Source organism: Micromonospora rhizosphaerae (assembly GCF_900091465.1).
Lineage (GTDB): Bacteria > Actinomycetota > Actinomycetes > Mycobacteriales > Micromonosporaceae > Micromonospora > Micromonospora rhizosphaerae.
On sequence record NZ_FMHV01000002.1, the window covers coordinates 2,040,992 to 2,056,638 of the forward strand.

The window sequence follows — 15,647 nt, forward strand, 5'->3', positions numbered from 1 at the left end:
CGCGCTCCTGCGGGCGCCACTGGGCCCGGGGTTAGCGCAGGGCCTCGCCGCCGATGCGGATCACCCGGCCGTGCACCTTGCGCAGGTAGGCGAGCAGTTTGCGGATGGACCAGCGGGTGAAGGGCTGGCTGAGCTTGGTCGGGCGGGTGGTGGCCGTCTGGACGACGAAGTCCTCGTCGTCAGGGCTGAGCAGGCGGGGACGGCCTCCCGCCCACCGAGGGTCCAGGCAGGCCGGGCCGATCTGGTTGAACCGGTGGATCACGTCCCGCACCGTGTCCTCGTCGGCCTGCACCAACTGGACGATCACTGGAACTCGGTTGTTCGGCGAGCTGACCCGGTCGGTGAGGAACTCCTCCCAGATCCGTCGGCCCACCGCCTGCTCCGGCGCCAGGTTCGCCCCGCCGCGGAACGCCCGGGCCGCCTTACCCGGCACCGGCACGGCGCCGGCGAGCGGCCCGCAGGTAACCGCGGAGCAGGTCCGCCGCCGCGTACACCCTCGGCCCGCCGATGTCCGGCACCCGGCCGGCCGGGGTGCCGAGCGCAAGCTCGACGAGCCGGGCCGCCACCTCGTCGGCTTCGATTGGCTGGAGCCGGAAGCCGGCGGGCGCGGGCATGACCGGTGGCCTCGCCAGCCACGAAGCCTTCCTCACCCTCGCCTGCGCCATCGCCTGCTGGCGACGACTCCGACACTCAGAGTGTTAGGAGGTCTAAGCCCTGGCGGCGCCCACCGCCACCACTTCGCGGTACGGGGTCAGGAACGCGGTCAGCGCCGCCAGCATCGCGTCGGGGGCCTCCTCGGCGACGAAGTGGCCACTGTTGGGGATGACCGCGGTCTGCACGTCGTCCGCGAGGAGCTTCATCGCCTCCCCGACCTTGTCTCCGCTGCTTGCCGCTCCGCCGATCCCCAGGACGGGCATGGCGAGCCGGCTGTTCTTGCGCTTTTCGTTCTGTTTCATCATCGCGTCCCAGGCTCGGTAGAACCCGAAGCTGCCGCGCAGTGAGTCGGGGTTGGAGAGCAGACCGACGTAGTAGTCGATCAGGTCGTCGGGCAGCTTCCCGCCCTGGATGGTGAACTCCCAGCTGAAGAAGATCTTCTCTCGTCCCTGGACGAGCTGTTCGTTCAGCTTGTTGATCCGGTTGAAGGGGATGTGCCAGAACCGGTCGTTGAGCGGCCCGGGAGCGAACATGGGCGGTGAGGGAACCGCTCCCGGCGGCCCGGGAACCTCGGCGAGGGCCACCCGGTCGATCCGTTCCGGGTGGTCCGCAGCCAGCGCGTAGCCGATCGGGAGTCCGGTGTCGGTGCCGACCATGGCGAAGCGCTGGTGGCCGAGCGCGTCCATCAGCGCGACCATGTCATTGGCCTGGGTGCCGGGGTCGTACCCGTCCTCGGGCTTGTCGGACAGCCCCATGCCGCGCTGGTCGACCGCGATGACCTTGAAGTCCCGGGCCAGCGCCGGCATCAGCAGGCGCCACGCGTACCAGTTCTGCGGCCAGCCGTGCACCAACAGCAGCGGCGGTCCGTCACCGCCGACAACCGCGTGCAGGCGCACCCCATTGGCGTCGACATACCGGCCGGTGAACGTGTCGGTGAACCCTGCCGGAAGGTTCGGCGCCTGCGAGACGGAGCCGGGGCCCTCCGGAACGGAAGTTGAGCTCATGACGATCTCCTCTCACCACACCTCAGGAAGTCGACACCGGATCGATGCCGAGGGATCACCTCCGCGCTGCCCATTCCCGCCTAGATCCAGGGAAAACCCCCCGGCCGCACACCAGGGCAGAGGTCATCGACCCGGCGGCTCGTAGGCCTCTTTGACCCGGACCGCCTCGTCGACTTCCTCGGCTGTCAGCAGCGGTGTGATCCGCGAGTCCAAACCGCCCGCCGCCCGGATGGCGAGGGCCAGTGCGGCCGCGCTCTTGTGGTCCGGCAGGTCGAACACCACATAGGTGTCGTTTTTACCGAATGAGAAGTACATCGACTCCAGCCGCCCGCCGCTGGCCTCGATCGTTTTTCGGACGACGTCGACTCGCTTGCTGCCACCGTCAGTGATCAGTCCCTTGAGCCCCTCGATGGTGTAGGTCGACTGCAACAGGAATTTCGGCACCTCGACATCAACTCCCAGCTGTACTGGCGGCCGCTTGCGGCCACCAGCGCCTGCTCGGACCAGATCAGGTTCGGGCTTACTTCGTGCCCTGGCGCTGGACCCGCGTTTCGGGCGTGACCTTGGACCGGCCGTGGTCGCGTTCCGACCCTGATGTCCCGGTCGCCGCCCGCAGGTGCCGGCGGTCCGGGGAGTGCTCGACCTCGGAGCCCTGCCGGCCCCGTGCCCCGCTGCCCGGATTCCGCCCCGCACGTGCCGACTCGCCGCCCGGGTCGTGCTTGTTTGGCTTGTGGCTACCCATGCGCCGGGCGTACCCGGTACGTCAGCGGCTAGTCATCCCGCGACGACCGCGCCCCCGCCGGTCCGGCGGCGAGGGCCAGCTCAGCGGGCGTACGTCAGCAGCAGTGCGCCGGTGCTGGTCGGCTCGTTGCTGATCAGCCGGAACGCCGCGAGCCCCCCGTTCGCCGGCCAGATGCGCTTGCCGCCGCCGAGCAGCACCGGGTCGACCATCAGCCGCAGCTCGTCGACCAGGTCGTGCTCGAGCAGCGTCCGGCCCAGCCGCGCGCTGCCGATCAGGTGCAGCTCGCCCTCGCCCGACTCCTTGAGCTCGGCCACCGCCTTGGCCGCGTCGCCAGCCAGCAGCGAAGAGTGCGCCCAGGCGAGCGGCGAGGCGAGCGTCGTCGAGGCCACGTACTTCGGCTTGCTGTTCAGCGGGTCCGCGACCACCCGCTCCGGCCCGGTGACGTGCGGCCAGTGCGCGGCGAACCTCTCATACGTCAACCGTCCGAAGAGGAAGGCCGAGGCCGCAGTCAACCCATCGACCACCCACTGCCGGGACGTCTCGTCGAACCAGCGCAGATGCCAGCCGCCGTGCGCGAAGCCGCCGCTGCGGTCCTCGTCCGGCGCGCCGGGCGCCTGCACCACGCCGTCCAGGCTCATCCACTCGACCACCACGAGCTTCACGCCGCCACCTCCGCCAGCTTGTCCAGCGCCGACTCCCAGCCGGGTGCCACGCCGTCGGCCACCTGCGGCATCGCCGCCGCCAGCTCCGCCAACCGCTCGTGTACGAGGGTGAGCGCGGTCCCGCCGTCCGGCTTGCCGTCGAGGGTGACGGTCAGCAGCGAGTCGTACGTCGGGCCGTCGGCGCGCTGCGGGCCGACGAAGCCCCAGCGCCAGACGATCCGTTGGTCCTGTTCCAGCTCCACCAGCTCGCAGTTGAAGCCGCCGACGTCGGCGCCGGCGTCGGCGTGCCAGATCCGGTACCGGCCACCGACCCGCGGCTCGACCTCGGCGCGGGTCACCTCCAGCCCGCCGGGGGCGAGCCAGCGGCGCAGCAGGTCGGGGTCGAGCCAGGCGCGGTAGACCTTGTCGGGTGGGGCGGGGATGTCGCGGTGCAGCCGTACGGCGGTGCTCATCAGTCGGTCCCTTCCTCGGTGAAGAGCGCCTCGAGGGCGTCGAGCCGCTCGGTCCAGTGGCGCTCGTAGAAGTTCAGCCAGGCCGAGGCGGAGGCGAGCGGGGCGGGCTCCAGCCGGCAGACGTGCCGCCGGCCGGTGACCGTGCGCTTCACGAGCCCGGCGCGCTCCAGCACCTGCACGTGCTTGGAGGCCGCGGCGAGGGACATCGCCAGCGGCTCGGCCAGCTCGCCGACGGTCAGCTCCCGCTCGGCGAGCCGCCGCAGCATGGCACGCCGTGCGCCGTGCGCCAGGGCGTGGAACACCTCGTCCATGCCCGCCGGATCCTCAACCATGTGGTTGACGATAGCGGCCGGCCAATCAACCTTCAACCCCTTGGTTGAACTTCAGGGGGTCGGATTCGACGTTCCGGCTGCACTCCAACGTTTGCCCGCGATGCCAGCGGCATCGCGGGCGCAACGGCATGCTCGCCAGCTAGCCTTCGGCCACGCTGCCGCTACCGCGAGCCAAGAGGCCGGGCACAAAGCTGGACGGGTTCATCTTGCGGCGTGAATGGGTCGCGCTGCGGCGTGATGGGTTGGTTGCCGGGCCGGATGCTGCGGTGGAGGCGGTGGGGTTGTCCTGGGAGCCCGGCACATCTTCGCTGCGGATCGGGAGGTCCAGGTTGAGCCGCTTCGTCTCCTCGTCCAACGCCGCCAGGAAATCCTCCGTCTGCTGCGGGGTCATCTGGCGTAGCCGGTCGCTGACGCGCTCCATGCCGGCGGCGAACTCGTACCGCTCCTTGTCAGTCATGTGCCAGGACAGCATCGCCCGCTCGGACGCCGTCGGCTCTCCCCGGTAGGCGACAACCGCGTTGTGCGGCAGCGACTTCAGCAGCACCTGGCCGACACCCGGCACCTCGTCCAGGTCCAGGGTCAGGTCGTCTGGATCCTCGGAGCCAAGGTCACGTGGGCTTGTCGACATTGCTTCTCCTCGGTGCGCATCGGTCATCGGAACATCCTCGCCGTGGTGTTCTTGGCTGTCAGCAACTGGAGGTAATGAGCCAACTCGTCCTGCAGGCGCCAGCGTAGATAGATCGCGTTGATGATCGCAGCAAGTCCGACGAACAACACGCCAACGTTGACCGAAAGGTGGCCGATGACTGGCTCAAGCGCCGGAGAGCCGACATCTTTGATCATCCAGTCGGGAGCCTGCCTGACGTACAGAAGGGCGGCGACAACCGAGGTCAGGCCGGTGACGACCAGCCCGACGAACGTTGTCAGTGAGGACCGCTGGAGTTTTTCCATGGAATATCCGACGAAGGTGGCGGCGACTGGGGAGATCGCCAACAGGAAGGCCAGGACATCCCCGGACACGTCCGTCCCGATGTTGTTCGGAACGAAGAACGCGAGAAGGGTTGTCACCGACGCCGACAGGGCGGCGAGCCAGAACGTGAGCCCGAGTGCCCCAGGGGGAACCTCGTCGAAGATGACCTGCATGACAAGGTCCTTGGGCTTGCAGGTGTCGAAGCGTCGCGTGTACAGGTGCGCGTACGGAAGGGCCTGATGGTGGCGAACCCGCAGGTAAGCCAGCTTGCTCATCTTCTTGATGTCGTCCTGGCGAATGGTGCCGCCTGTCTTCGCGGACTGGACATAATGCGCCTTCACGTAGCTGTTGGGACCGGCGTGCATCCGGAAGTGGTAGCTGTTCGTGATGAACGGCAGGTTGAGTGGGATGACGAATGCATTCGGTTGAAGACCGTATCTGACCCGACGCCGACGTTCGGGGGTGGCGACGCGCCCGTACACCGGAATCGTCTTCGTGTACCGCAGGACCCATTTGTAGCCGGTCGGCAGGGGCGCCTCGGCGACGATGACGTAGTTGCGAACCAAAAACGCGCAGATCCGCCGCAGCTTCGTCAACTGCCTCTCGTCGGCGATCCCCCTCACCGACGCCACCGCCTGGTCGAAGTATGTGTGGGCGTCTGCGAGACGAACGCGACCCTGCCGGAAAACGAGGCGCAGCAACGCGTAGAGCACCGAAGGATGGTCCTGGCCGAACGTCTTTTCGAATTCGGCCTGAAGAACGTGTGCCACTACCCCTCGCGCGTCTTCCTGAGACAGGAACGGTAGGGCATTGCCGCCACCGTCAGAAGTATCCACGTTGTCCATCATTGTGCCCTTGGTGGCGGTAATCATGGGCACGAGCATTACGGTCGGCTCCGCACCATTCTGATCATCAGTCTTCGTCAACACGGCCGCTGGCGCGCGAACGCCGCCGCCGTTACCGTCGGAGTCCACCGCGGCGGGCTGCCGTTGGATCGGGATCGGTGGCTCTCCCGCCTGACGTCTCAGGTCGGACAGGTCGTCCAGGGAACTGGTGTACGTCGTCGATACGGTGACCCGAAGGCATTCCCCGACCGGCTCAACCTCGTCAGTCACCCGTACCTGGTAGCGTGCCGGCTCCACCAGCATCTGCCCGAACAGGCGGATCGAGGAGCTCGGGTACTTCTTACTGACCCGGACCATCGCCTCGATGATCTCCCGGTCGGCCGCCTTTCGGTCCCCCGGGTCGATCGGCGGCTTGCCCGGGGCCTCCTCGAAGCGCTGCTGCGCCCTCCAGTGGCGCCTCGCCGCCCGCCGGGCCCGCCAAATGAGAACCAGCGCGAGCACCCCCGCGCCGATCCGAGCGGCCGATTCGTCAAGCCACATCGGACGCCCCGGCCCGGACGGCATGAGCCAGCCGGCGAGCCCGTCCACGAGGGCTACGGCAACCAACAGCGCCGCCAGAATCAGGTAGGCAATGCATGCTGTCGCCGGTCTGGCGCGTCCCACCTCGACCAACCCCCTTCCGCAGCCACCAGCGACTTCGAAGATTCGTTTCGCTGGGTAGCGACAGCCTCGCGGAAAGTAAGATCGATCACATCCTCCAGACGGGTGCAGCGAATCCGAACTATGGATAGACAGCCCTCCGAAGTTCGGTCCGTTCTCCACAGTGGATGACCACCCAGCGTCGTGTTTTGTGAATCGCGGAGATCGGCGGAGGCCCAACATTGGAAGACCGCCGGGGAACCTCATGCCGTCGGTGTCGGCCAGTCGTTGCCGGGTCTCCCGGTGTCGGACCGTTCGGCTACGGTCGGGGAGTCATGGAGCCGCGGTTCGGCGAGACCATCATCGGGCGGGAACACCCCGCAAGTGTGCTGCGCGCCGAAGTGGACCGCGCGAGCACAAGCCACGGCGGCCTCGTCCTCGTCACCGGCGAGCCCGGCATCGGCAAGACCACGCTCGTCACGGCCGTGGCCGAGGAGGCCCGGGAGCGGGGCGCGCTGGTGCTCGGCGCCGCCTGCTGGGATTCCGACAGCGCACCCGGCTACTGGCCCTGGGTGCAGGTGCTGCGCGGCCTGCGCCGCTCGCCCGACGACTGGGCGCTCGCGCGGGAGGCCGCAGCACCCGGCCTCGCGGTCCTGCTCGGCGAGACCACCGGTGCCAGCCGCGGCGGCCACAGCACCGGCAGCACCGACAGCAGCGGCGGGACCACCGCTGAGACCGCGGACGACGGCGACCTTGAGGCGTTCGCGCTCTACGACGCGGTGACCAGCGCGCTGGTCGCGGTCTCCCAGCGCCGGCCGGTCGTGGTCGTCCTCGACGACCTGCACTGGGCCGACGCCGCCTCGATGCGGCTGCTCCAGTTCGCCGCCCAGCACACCTGGTTCGAACGGCTGCTCCTGATCGGCACCTACCGCGACGCCGAGGTCGAGTCGGGCGAACATCCGCTGCGCCCGCTGCTGATGCCACTGACGGCGAAGGCGACCACGATCACCCTCACCGGCCTGTCCCGCGACGAGGTGGGCGCGCTGATGACCCGCACGGCCGGCCGCGAGCCCGACCCGGGGCTCCTCGACGAGGTGCACCGGCGCACCGGCGGCAACCCGTTCTTCGTCGAGCAGACCGCCCGGCTGTGGCGCGCCGACGGCCTGGTCAGCACCATCGCCCCCGGCGTCCGGGAAGCCGTGCGGCGGCGGCTGGCCCAACTGCCCGCCCCGGTGGTCGAGGCGATCACGGTCGCCGCCGTGCTGGGCCGCGACTTCCACCGCCAGGTCCTCGCCGCCTGCGTACCCACCCCGGTCGCGCAGGTCGACCGGCTCCTCGACCGCGCGGTGACCGCCCGGCTCGTGGTGGCCCGCGGCGGCGGCCGGTTCGCCTTCGCCCACGATCTGGTCCGGGAAACCCTGTACGACGGGCTGCCCGACGACGGCCGCCGCGCCCGACACGCGGCGGTGGTCCGGGCGGTGGACCGCGAGCCGACGCTCACCGAGCGCCTGATCCCCGCCGACCTGGCGCGCCACGCCTGGCTCGCCAACACGGACCTCGACCCGTCCCGGGCCGCCGAGCTGCTGGTCGCCGCCGCCTGGGACGCCGGCGGCCGGCTGGCCATGGAGGAGTCGGCGGTCCACTTCCGGCGGGCGCTGGAGGTCGCCGAGGATCCGACCCACCGAGTCAAGATCATGGTGGAGCTGGCGCAACTGCTGTCGCACCTGGGCGGCCGGGAGGAGGCGGGGCGACTCCTCACCGAGGCGGCGGAGCTGGCATCCGGGCTCGACGACCCCGCGCTGCTGGCCCGCGTCGCGCTCACCGTCCACCGGCACCTCTGGGCCCCCTCACGCCACTCGACCGACTCCGAGGGGCTGTTGCGGGAGGCGTACCGGCGGCTGATCGGCGAGCCCGAGGACGGCGTGCCGGTGACCACCGTGGTCGCCGATCTGATCACCGCCACCGAGACGCTCGCCCGCCGCGGGCAGGACGACGAGGCGCTCACCTTCAGCCTCTGGGCCCGGCACGACACCACGTGGGGGCTGGGCACGGCCGCCGACCGGGCGGCGCTCACCGCCGAGATCCGCGACGTGGCCCGCCGCACCGGCGACCGGGAGACGGAGCTGTGGGCGACCAGCCTGCGGTGGGTCGCACTGCTGGAACTCGGCGACCCCCGCTACCTGCACGAGCACACCGCCTTCGTCACGGCGGGCCGGGAGGGCGACGTGGCCCGGCACCGGATGGCAGGCACCATCGACGGCGGCATCATCGCCGCCTTCCGGGGCGACTTCGCCAAGGCCGACGAGCTGTTCGGCGAGCTCGCCGGGTTCGGCGAGTGGGAGCACTCCGACCACGCCTTCCTGGGCCACCACCTGCGCTGGTCGTGGCTGCTGCTGCAGGGCCGGTTCGACGAGATCGACACGCTGCTCGCCGGGCTGGACCCGACCGACCACCACTACCTGGAGCTGGTCCAGGCGATCACCGCGGTGGAGCGCGGCGACGACCCGGCCGCCGTACGCCTGACCGTCGGCATCGAGGCGGCGGGCGCGCCGTACCCCCGGCCGGTGTCGCCGCTGTGGCTGCGGCTGCGGGCGCAGGTCGCAGCCGCCACCGGCGACCCGCAGCGCTGCGCGCAGGCGCGGGAGGCGCTGCTGCCGTACCGCGGCCAGTGGACGGTTGCCCTGTTCGGCTGCGACATCAGCGGCCCGGTCGACCACTGGCTCGCCCTCATCGACGCCGCAGAGCAACGCTGGGACGACGCGGTCGCCGGTTTCGAGGCGGCGCGCGACGCCGCCGACCGGATGGGTGCCCGACCCTGGTCGCTGATCGCCCGCGCCGGCCTGGTGGACGCCCTGACGGGTCGCGGTCGCCCGGGCGATGCGGCCGCCGCGGCCGAGCTGCGCGCCGCCACCGCCGCCGAGGCGCGGGCGCTCGGCATGGCGCAGGTGCCGCACCGGCTGGGCGTCGTGGGCGTGGACCCCGCCGCCGCAGGCAGCTCGGCGTCGACACCGGCCGGGCCGGGCCACCCAAACCGGGTGCCCGAGAACGGACGGCGATCCGCTGATGCGCAGCTCGGCGGCGGTGTCGGCGAAGGGGCCCAGGCTGCCGCGGCGGCGGCACCCGTCGCGGCAGCGGTCGTCGACTACGAGTTCCGCCGCGACGGCCCGGTCTGGCAGCTCGCGTACGCCGGGGTGGTCGCGCACCTGCCCGACGCCAAGGGCCTGCACGACCTGCGCCTGCTGCTCAGCCGGCCCGGCGTCGACGTACCCGCGGTTGAGCTGCTGGACCCCGCCGCCGGCCCGGAACTCGCCGCCGCCCGCCGGCTCGGCGGCGACCCGGTCCTCGACGACGAGGCGAAGGCCCGCTACCGGCGCCACCTGCAACGGCTCGACGACGAGATCGACCGGGTCGCCGCCCGAGGCGACGAGCCGAAGCTGGCCGCCCTCGACGCCGAGCGCGCGGCGCTGCTCGACCAGCTGCGCGCCGCGGCCGGGCTGGCGGGCCGCAGCCGCCGCCTCGGCGACGAGGCCGAGCGGGCCCGCAAGACCGTGACCGCCCGCATCCGGGACACGCTGCGCCGGCTCGACGACCGCCACCCCGCGCTCGCTGCCCACCTGCGCGACACCGTCTCCACCGGCAGCACCTGCCGCTACCTCCCCCCTGAGCCGCTGCCCTGGCGCCTCTAACTGGTCTTGGTGATTCGCGTGATCATCAAGATGGGCCTGTCGTCAGCGGGTAGCTGAGCGAAAGAGGTCACACCGCGGAGTCCAGGCGTTCGCGCTGCTCGGCGGTCAACTCCAGGGACACCCCCGCGACCGCCTCGTCCAGCTGCTGCACCGTGCTGACGCCCACGATCGGCGTGACGGCCGGGTTCCCTCCGGTCAGCCACGCCAACACCACCCGGTTACGGTTCGTGCCGGTCTCGGCGGCGATCTCGTCGAGCACCGCGAGGCGGCGGGCGGTGCCGGGGTGGTCGTACTCCGCCGGCAGCGGCTTGTCCGCGCGGGTGTAGCGGCCGCTCAGCAGCGGCGTGTACGCCCACAGCGCCATGTCCGGGTGGTGCTCCAGGTAGTGGAGCACCTCGTCGCTGACCGCACCGAACCGGTGCACCACGGTGGGCTGTGTCCCGGGGCGCGGTTGCAGGTACGTGTGGTGCTGCTGCACCGCGGTGAAGCCGGCGCTGCCGGCGGCCCGCGCGATCTGCCGCGCCCGCTCGATCTGCCAGACGGGGTAGTTGGAGCCGCCGAGGCGGCCGACCGTACCCGCGGACACCAGCTCGTCGAACGCGGCGACCGACTCTTCCAGCGGGGTGGCCGGATCGGGCTTGTGGGCCCAGTACAGCTCGACGTGGTCCGTGCCGAGTCGTCGGAGACTGCCCTCGATTCCGCTCTTGATGACCGCGGCCGAGAGGCCCTCGGCCGTTTCCGGGAATCGCCCGGCCACGGTCGGCTCGCAGCCCACCTTGGTGCTGATCTTGACGCGGTCACGGACGCCCGGGCGGCTTGCCAGCCAGCGCCCGAGCAATGCCTCGCTCTGCCCGCCGAAGCCGGACGGGTCCACCCAGAACGAGTAGCAGTTGGCGGTGTCGATCCAGACGCCTCCGGCGTCCACGAAGCGGTCCAGGAGCTCGAACGAGAGGCGCTCGTCCTGAATCGTGCCGAAGAACATGGCACCAAGAGCCAGGTTGTCAATCATGTCCATCACGGTAGGCGGATTCGGCTCGGCGGTACGCTCCAATCTTGTGACCGTTTCCCAGACCAATCTCGCGTGGGCGACGCTGCTGGACGTCGGCCCGCCGGAACGCGGCCGGCGCCGCCTGCACGATCGCCTGGCGCACGCGCTGCGCACCGCGATCCGGGACGGCCGGCTGGCGGAGGGCGCCGCCGTGCCACCGAGCCGAGCGCTCGCCGAGGAGCTCGGCTGCTCCCGTTGGGTCGTGACGGAGGCGTACGGGCAGCTCATCGCGGAGGGTTACCTCGCCGCCCGGGTGGGTTCCACGACGCGTGTCTCGTGGTCACCGGACACCAGGCCGCCGCGGCCTCGCGGGCGGCGCGCACCGGCGCCGCCACCGATCCGGTACGACCTCGCGCCCGGCCTGCCCGACCTGCGGGCGTTTCCGCGCCGCCGCTGGGCGGACGCCGTCCGGGCGGTCACCGGCTCGGCCGTCCACTACGACCTCGGCCTGCCCGACCCCGGAGGGCACGCGGCGCTGCGTACCACCGTCGCGGAGTACCTGCGGCGCTCGCGCGGCGCGGACGCGCACCCCGCGTCCGTGACCGTGTGCGCGGGCATCACCGACGGTCTGGTCCGCACGTGCCGAGCGCTGCGCGCCGAGGGGATCGCCGACCTGGCCGTGGAAGACCCGGGTTGGGGGCGGCTGCGGGACGCCGCGACGAGCGCCGGCCTGCGCGTGCACCCGGTGCCCGTGGACCACGACGGCCTCCGCGTCGACGACCTCGCGCACACGCCGGCCCGGGCCGTCATCGTCGGCGCGGCACACCAGTTTCCCACCGGCACGGTGCTGTCCCCGGCACGCCGGGCACATCTGGTGCGCTGGGCCCGCGAGGTGGACGGCTTCCTCATCGAGGACGACTACGACGCCGAGTTCCGCTACGACCACCACCCGGTCGCCGTCATGCAGGGAATGGATCCGAGCCGGGTCTTCCTCCTCGGCTCGGTCAGCAAGACGCTGTCGCCGGCCCTCGGCCTGGGCTGGCTGGTCGCGCCTGCCGCGATGACCCCGGCACTCCGGGCAGCGAACCTCGTCGCCGCCGCGCCACCGGTGCTGGACCAACTCGCGCTCGCCACCTTCATCGACCGCGGGTGGTACGACGCCCACCTGCGCGCGGCGCGGCGGCGGTTCCGCACCCGCCGCGACCTGCTGGTCCGGATGCTCGGCGCCCAGGTGCCGGAGGGCCGGGTCGCCGGCACCGCCGCCGGGCTGCACATCCTGCTACACCTACCGGACGGCGCCGACACCCGCGGCGCGGTCCGGGCCGCGGCCGCCGCCGGGCTGCGCCTGGCGGACCTCGACGACTACCGCGCGAAGCGGTCGGCGGAGCGCGCGCTCGTCCTCGGGTACGGCAACATCAGCGACACGGAGATCCCCGCAGCCGTCGCGCTCCTCCGCGAAGCGTTGCTTGGCGGTCAGCGGCGGTTGTAGCGGTACGTCGTCAGCGTGCCGAAGACCACCACGAAGCCGGCGCTCCACAGCAGCAGCCACATGGTGTTCGTCGGGTCGGACGATCCCGCCATCGCCGCCCGCACCGCCGCCACCAGGTGAGTGATCGGGTTGACCTTGACGAACGCCTGGAGCCAGCCGGGCATGGTGCCCGGGTCGACGAACACGTTGCTCAGGAAGGTCAGCGGGAACAGCACCATCATGCTGACCCCCATCACCGACTTCTCGCTGCGCAGGATCAGCCCGAAGAACGTCCAGACCCAGGAGAACGCGAACGAGAAGACCACCAGCAGGCCGACCCCGGCCAGCACGCCGAGCAGCCCCCCGTCGGGCCGGAACCCGAGCACCAGCCCGACGCCGAGGATGACCAGGGCGGCGAGGACGTACCGCAGCACGTCGCCGAAGATCATGCCGACCAGCGCGGCCGGCCGCCAGACCGGCAGTGTCCGGAACCGGTCGAAGACGCCCTTCTCGATGTCGGTGTTCAGGCCGACTCCGGTGTACATGGTGATCATCACGACGCTGGTGACCATGATGCCGGGCAGGAAGAACTGCAGGTAGTTCCGCGGGCTGCCGCCGAGCGCGCCGCCGAACAGGTACGTGAACATCAGCACCATCATGATCGGGAACGCGGTCACGTCGAACAGCTGCTCCGGCACGTGCTTGATCTTCAGCAGCGCGCGCCAGCCGAAGGTGAGCGACGCCGACAGTGCGCTCGGCCTCGGCGGTCGGGCACCGGGCGCGAGGACCGTCGCCAGCGCCTCGGCGGACGGTACGTAGCCGGACGGGGCCCGCCCGGTCGTGGTGGTGGCGTTGATCATCGGGCTGCCTCCAGCTGGTCGTCCCGCGCGTCGGCCGCGACGGCGGGGTGGTCGGTCAGGGCCAGGAAAACCTCGTCCAGGCTCGGCTGGCCGAGGGAGAAGTCGTCGACGACGATGCCGGCGCGGGCCAACTCCCCGAGCGCCCGCGCGGCCTGCTCGCCGGCCTCGAGGTCCGAACCGTCACCGCTGACCCGCGCGGTCATCGCCACCGGATCCGGTTCGAGCTGCACCGGAACGCCGAGCGCCGCCTGGAGCACCTTCTCGGCCTCGGGCCGCTGCCCCGGGTCGCGCAGTCGCACGTGGATGGTGCCGGAGCCGACGGACGACTTGAGCTCGCCCGGCGTGCCCTCCGCGATCACCTTGCCGTGGTCGACCACCGCGATCCGCCCGGCGAGGTGATCCGCCTCGTCCAGGTACTGGGTGGTCAGCAGCACGGTCGTGCCGTGCGCCACCACCGCCCGGACGATCTCCCACACCTGGTTGCGGCTGCGCGGGTCCAGGCCCGTCGTCGGCTCGTCCAGGAAGAGCAGGTCGGGGGTGCTGAGGATGCTCGCCGCGATGTCGATGCGCCGCCGCATGCCTCCCGAGTACTTCTTGACCTGACGGCCGGCCGCCTCGGTCAGACCGAACGCGGCGAGCAGGCTCTCGGCCCGCTGGCGGGCGGCCGGCTTGCCCAGCCCGAGCAGCCGACCGAGGAGCACCAGGTTCTCCACGCCGGTCAGGTCCTCGTCGACCGAGGCGTACTGGCCGGTCAGGCTGACCCGGGCGCGCACGGCGTCGGCCTCCGCCACGACGTCATGACCGAAGACCCGCGCCCGGCCGCCGTCGGGGCGCAGCAGCGTGGCCAGCACGCGTACCGCCGTGGTCTTGCCGGCGCCGTTCGGGCCGAGCAGCCCGTAGACGGTGCCGGCCGGGACCTGGAGATCGATGCCGTCCAGCGCCCGGGTCTCACCGAACGACCGGGTCAGGCCGTCGGCCTCGATGGCCAGTCCGGTGGTGCGCTTACTCATGATCGCAACCTTCCTCTCACACATTCAGGAGACGTACGGGCGCGCGGCGCGACCCTCACGCAGCGCCAGACCCCACCAGCAGAGCTGGTCGAGCAGGACCCGGGCGTCCTGGCGCAGCTGGTCCTGGGCCTGCGGCGTCGGCTCGCCGCAGAGCAGGTCGACGCCGACGATGTCGCGCACCGTCACGGCGTGCAGGGCGGTGAAGACCGTCCGGAGCTGGTCGACCGCGTGCAGGCCGACTGAACGGCAGCCGTACGACACGAAGCCGACCGGCTTGGCCTGCCACTCGTCGTACGCGTAATCGATCGCCTGTTTCACCGAGGCCGGGAAACTGTGGTTGTACTCGGGGGTGACCACGACGAACGCCTCCGCCCGGCTCACCTGCCGCACGAACGACCGCATCGTCGCGGTCGGCTCGGCCGGGTAGCAGGCGGGGAAGTCGTACGCGGCGAGGTCGACGACGGTCACCGCCATCTCGTCGCGCTGCTGCGCCTGCTCGACGAACCAGCGACCGATCCGGTCGCCCATCCGTCCCTCGCGGGTGCTGCCGATGATCACGGCAAGCCGCAACGGCGTCATGCTCCCTCCCGCTTCCGTCGAGCCTCACCCATCAGGCGCGAGACGACGACCGGCACCCGCTAGACCTGATCTAGCGGCGTTCGGGCAACGGCGCTGCCAGCGGCGAGGTGCACGGAATCGTCGGTGGCGGCTGCTTCAATCAGCCTCGGGATAAGGGGGGCGAATGACCGAGGTACGCATCGAGCGGTGGAGCAGCGAGGACCTGGAGGTGCTGCGGCAGCTCAACACGCATGAGGTCCGGGCGCACACCGGCGGACCGGAGACGGACGAGCAGGTGGTCGCCCGGCACGAGCGGTACGTGCGCGGCCCCGGCCCGCGCAAAGGCCAAATGTTCACGATCGTGCTCCCCGACGGCGTCAAGGTCGGCAGCGTCGGCTACTGGGAGCGGGAGTGGCGCGGCGAGCCGGTCTACGAGATGGGCTGGGCGATCCTGCCCGCGTACCAGGGCCGGGGGCTGGCGACCGCGGCGGTGCGCGCGGTGATCGCGGAGGCCGCGGCGCAGCGGAAGCTCCGCTGGGCGCACGCCTACCCGTCGGTCGACAACCCGCCGTCGAACGCGGTCTGCCGCAAGGCCGGCTTCACGCTGCTCGGCGAGACCGAGTTCGAGTACCCGCCGGGCCGGATGATGCGCTCCAACGACTGGCGGATCGACCTGACCGGTTGAGCTGTGACGACGTGCAGGCCGAATATTCGCCAATTTCGGAAGCGACAGTAGTTGACGGCCTGGTGACGAAATTGACCGGTATTGTAGAGAGT

Annotated in this window: 16 protein-coding genes; 3 read left to right on the forward strand and 13 right to left on the reverse strand. The window is 71.1% G+C overall.

Annotated features, from left to right (window positions below; genetic code table 11):
- Window positions 1–31 precede the first annotated feature (31 nt).
- The 9 genes from GA0070624_RS36795 to GA0070624_RS09940 all read right to left on the reverse strand — a co-directional run bounded on the left by GA0070624_RS36795 (window position 32) and on the right by GA0070624_RS09940 (window position 6,324).
- Window positions 32–433: a helix-turn-helix domain-containing protein gene (locus GA0070624_RS36795; RefSeq protein WP_218105138.1), complete on the reverse strand. Its 402-nt coding sequence runs from the start codon at window positions 431–433 to the stop codon at window positions 32–34.
- Window positions 423–614 carry an SDR family oxidoreductase gene (locus GA0070624_RS09905; RefSeq protein WP_091339283.1) on the reverse strand — a complete coding sequence of 64 codons (192 nt, stop codon included), beginning with the start codon at window positions 612–614 and terminating at the stop codon, window positions 423–425. Before GA0070624_RS09905 ends, GA0070624_RS36795 begins: the two co-directional genes overlap by 11 nt.
- A 93-nt stretch (window positions 615–707) precedes the next feature.
- Window positions 708–1,658 carry an alpha/beta fold hydrolase gene (locus tag GA0070624_RS09910; RefSeq protein ID WP_091339285.1) on the reverse strand — a complete coding sequence of 317 codons (951 nt, stop codon included), beginning with the start codon at window positions 1,656–1,658 and terminating at the stop codon, window positions 708–710.
- Window positions 1,659–1,781: 123 nt separating this feature from the next.
- The gene (locus GA0070624_RS09915) at window positions 1,782–2,102 is read right to left on the reverse strand and encodes a GYD domain-containing protein (protein WP_091339288.1); all 321 of its coding nucleotides are present in this window, start codon (window positions 2,100–2,102) and stop codon (window positions 1,782–1,784) included.
- Window positions 2,103–2,480: 378 nt separating this feature from the next.
- Entirely contained in the window at window positions 2,481–3,062 is a 582-nt protein-coding gene (locus GA0070624_RS09920) for a dihydrofolate reductase family protein (RefSeq protein WP_091339291.1), read from the reverse strand.
- Window positions 3,059–3,514, reverse strand: a complete 456-nt coding sequence (locus GA0070624_RS09925) for an SRPBCC family protein (protein ID WP_091339294.1) — start codon at window positions 3,512–3,514, stop codon at window positions 3,059–3,061. The genes GA0070624_RS09920 and GA0070624_RS09925 overlap by 4 nt, the downstream gene beginning before the upstream one ends.
- A complete protein-coding gene (locus tag GA0070624_RS09930) occupies window positions 3,514–3,846 on the reverse strand; it encodes an ArsR/SmtB family transcription factor (protein WP_176731647.1) in 333 nt (110 codons plus the stop codon). Before GA0070624_RS09930 ends, GA0070624_RS09925 begins: the two co-directional genes overlap by 1 nt.
- Window positions 3,847–3,985: 139 nt before the next feature.
- Window positions 3,986–4,474, reverse strand: coding sequence for a hypothetical protein (locus tag GA0070624_RS09935; RefSeq protein ID WP_091339298.1), 489 nt, complete (start codon window positions 4,472–4,474; stop codon window positions 3,986–3,988).
- 23 nt (window positions 4,475–4,497) lie between these two features.
- Window positions 4,498–6,324, reverse strand: a complete 1,827-nt coding sequence (locus GA0070624_RS09940) for a hypothetical protein (RefSeq protein WP_141714978.1) — start codon at window positions 6,322–6,324, stop codon at window positions 4,498–4,500.
- 311 nt (window positions 6,325–6,635) lie between these two features.
- Here GA0070624_RS09940 and GA0070624_RS09945 point away from each other — a divergent pair, with 311 nt between their 5' ends.
- Complete coding sequence (locus tag GA0070624_RS09945; protein ID WP_091339303.1) at window positions 6,636–9,986, forward strand: AAA family ATPase; 3,351 nt, start codon at window positions 6,636–6,638, stop codon at window positions 9,984–9,986.
- Window positions 9,987–10,053: 67 nt separating this feature from the next.
- On the opposite strand, the gene GA0070624_RS09950 is transcribed toward GA0070624_RS09945, so the two are convergent.
- Window positions 10,054–10,995: an aldo/keto reductase gene (locus GA0070624_RS09950; protein WP_245718732.1), complete on the reverse strand. Its 942-nt coding sequence runs from the start codon at window positions 10,993–10,995 to the stop codon at window positions 10,054–10,056.
- Here GA0070624_RS09950 and pdxR point away from each other — a divergent pair.
- Window positions 10,994–12,463, forward strand: a complete 1,470-nt coding sequence (gene pdxR / locus GA0070624_RS09955; RefSeq protein WP_091339306.1) for a MocR-like pyridoxine biosynthesis transcription factor PdxR — start codon at window positions 10,994–10,996, stop codon at window positions 12,461–12,463. The two genes, GA0070624_RS09950 and pdxR, sit on opposite strands and share 2 nt — an antisense overlap.
- On the opposite strand, the gene GA0070624_RS09960 is transcribed toward pdxR, so the two are convergent.
- The 3 genes from GA0070624_RS09960 to GA0070624_RS09970 are packed head-to-tail and all read right to left on the reverse strand — an operon-like array spanning window position 12,448 to window position 14,891.
- A complete protein-coding gene (locus GA0070624_RS09960) occupies window positions 12,448–13,302 on the reverse strand; it encodes an ABC transporter permease (RefSeq protein WP_091339309.1) in 855 nt (284 codons plus the stop codon). The two genes, pdxR and GA0070624_RS09960, sit on opposite strands and share 16 nt — an antisense overlap.
- Window positions 13,299–14,312, reverse strand: a complete 1,014-nt coding sequence (locus GA0070624_RS09965) for an ATP-binding cassette domain-containing protein (RefSeq protein ID WP_091339313.1) — start codon at window positions 14,310–14,312, stop codon at window positions 13,299–13,301. The genes GA0070624_RS09960 and GA0070624_RS09965 overlap by 4 nt, the downstream gene beginning before the upstream one ends.
- A gap of 24 nt (window positions 14,313–14,336) precedes the next feature.
- A complete protein-coding gene (locus tag GA0070624_RS09970; RefSeq protein WP_091339316.1) occupies window positions 14,337–14,891 on the reverse strand; it encodes an NADPH-dependent FMN reductase in 555 nt (184 codons plus the stop codon).
- A gap of 163 nt (window positions 14,892–15,054) precedes the next feature.
- Here GA0070624_RS09970 and GA0070624_RS09975 point away from each other — a divergent pair, with 163 nt between their 5' ends.
- On the forward strand, window positions 15,055–15,555 hold the full coding sequence (locus GA0070624_RS09975) for a GNAT family N-acetyltransferase (protein ID WP_091339321.1): 501 nt from the start codon (window positions 15,055–15,057) through the stop codon (window positions 15,553–15,555).
- Window positions 15,556–15,647: the final 92 nt, after the last annotated feature.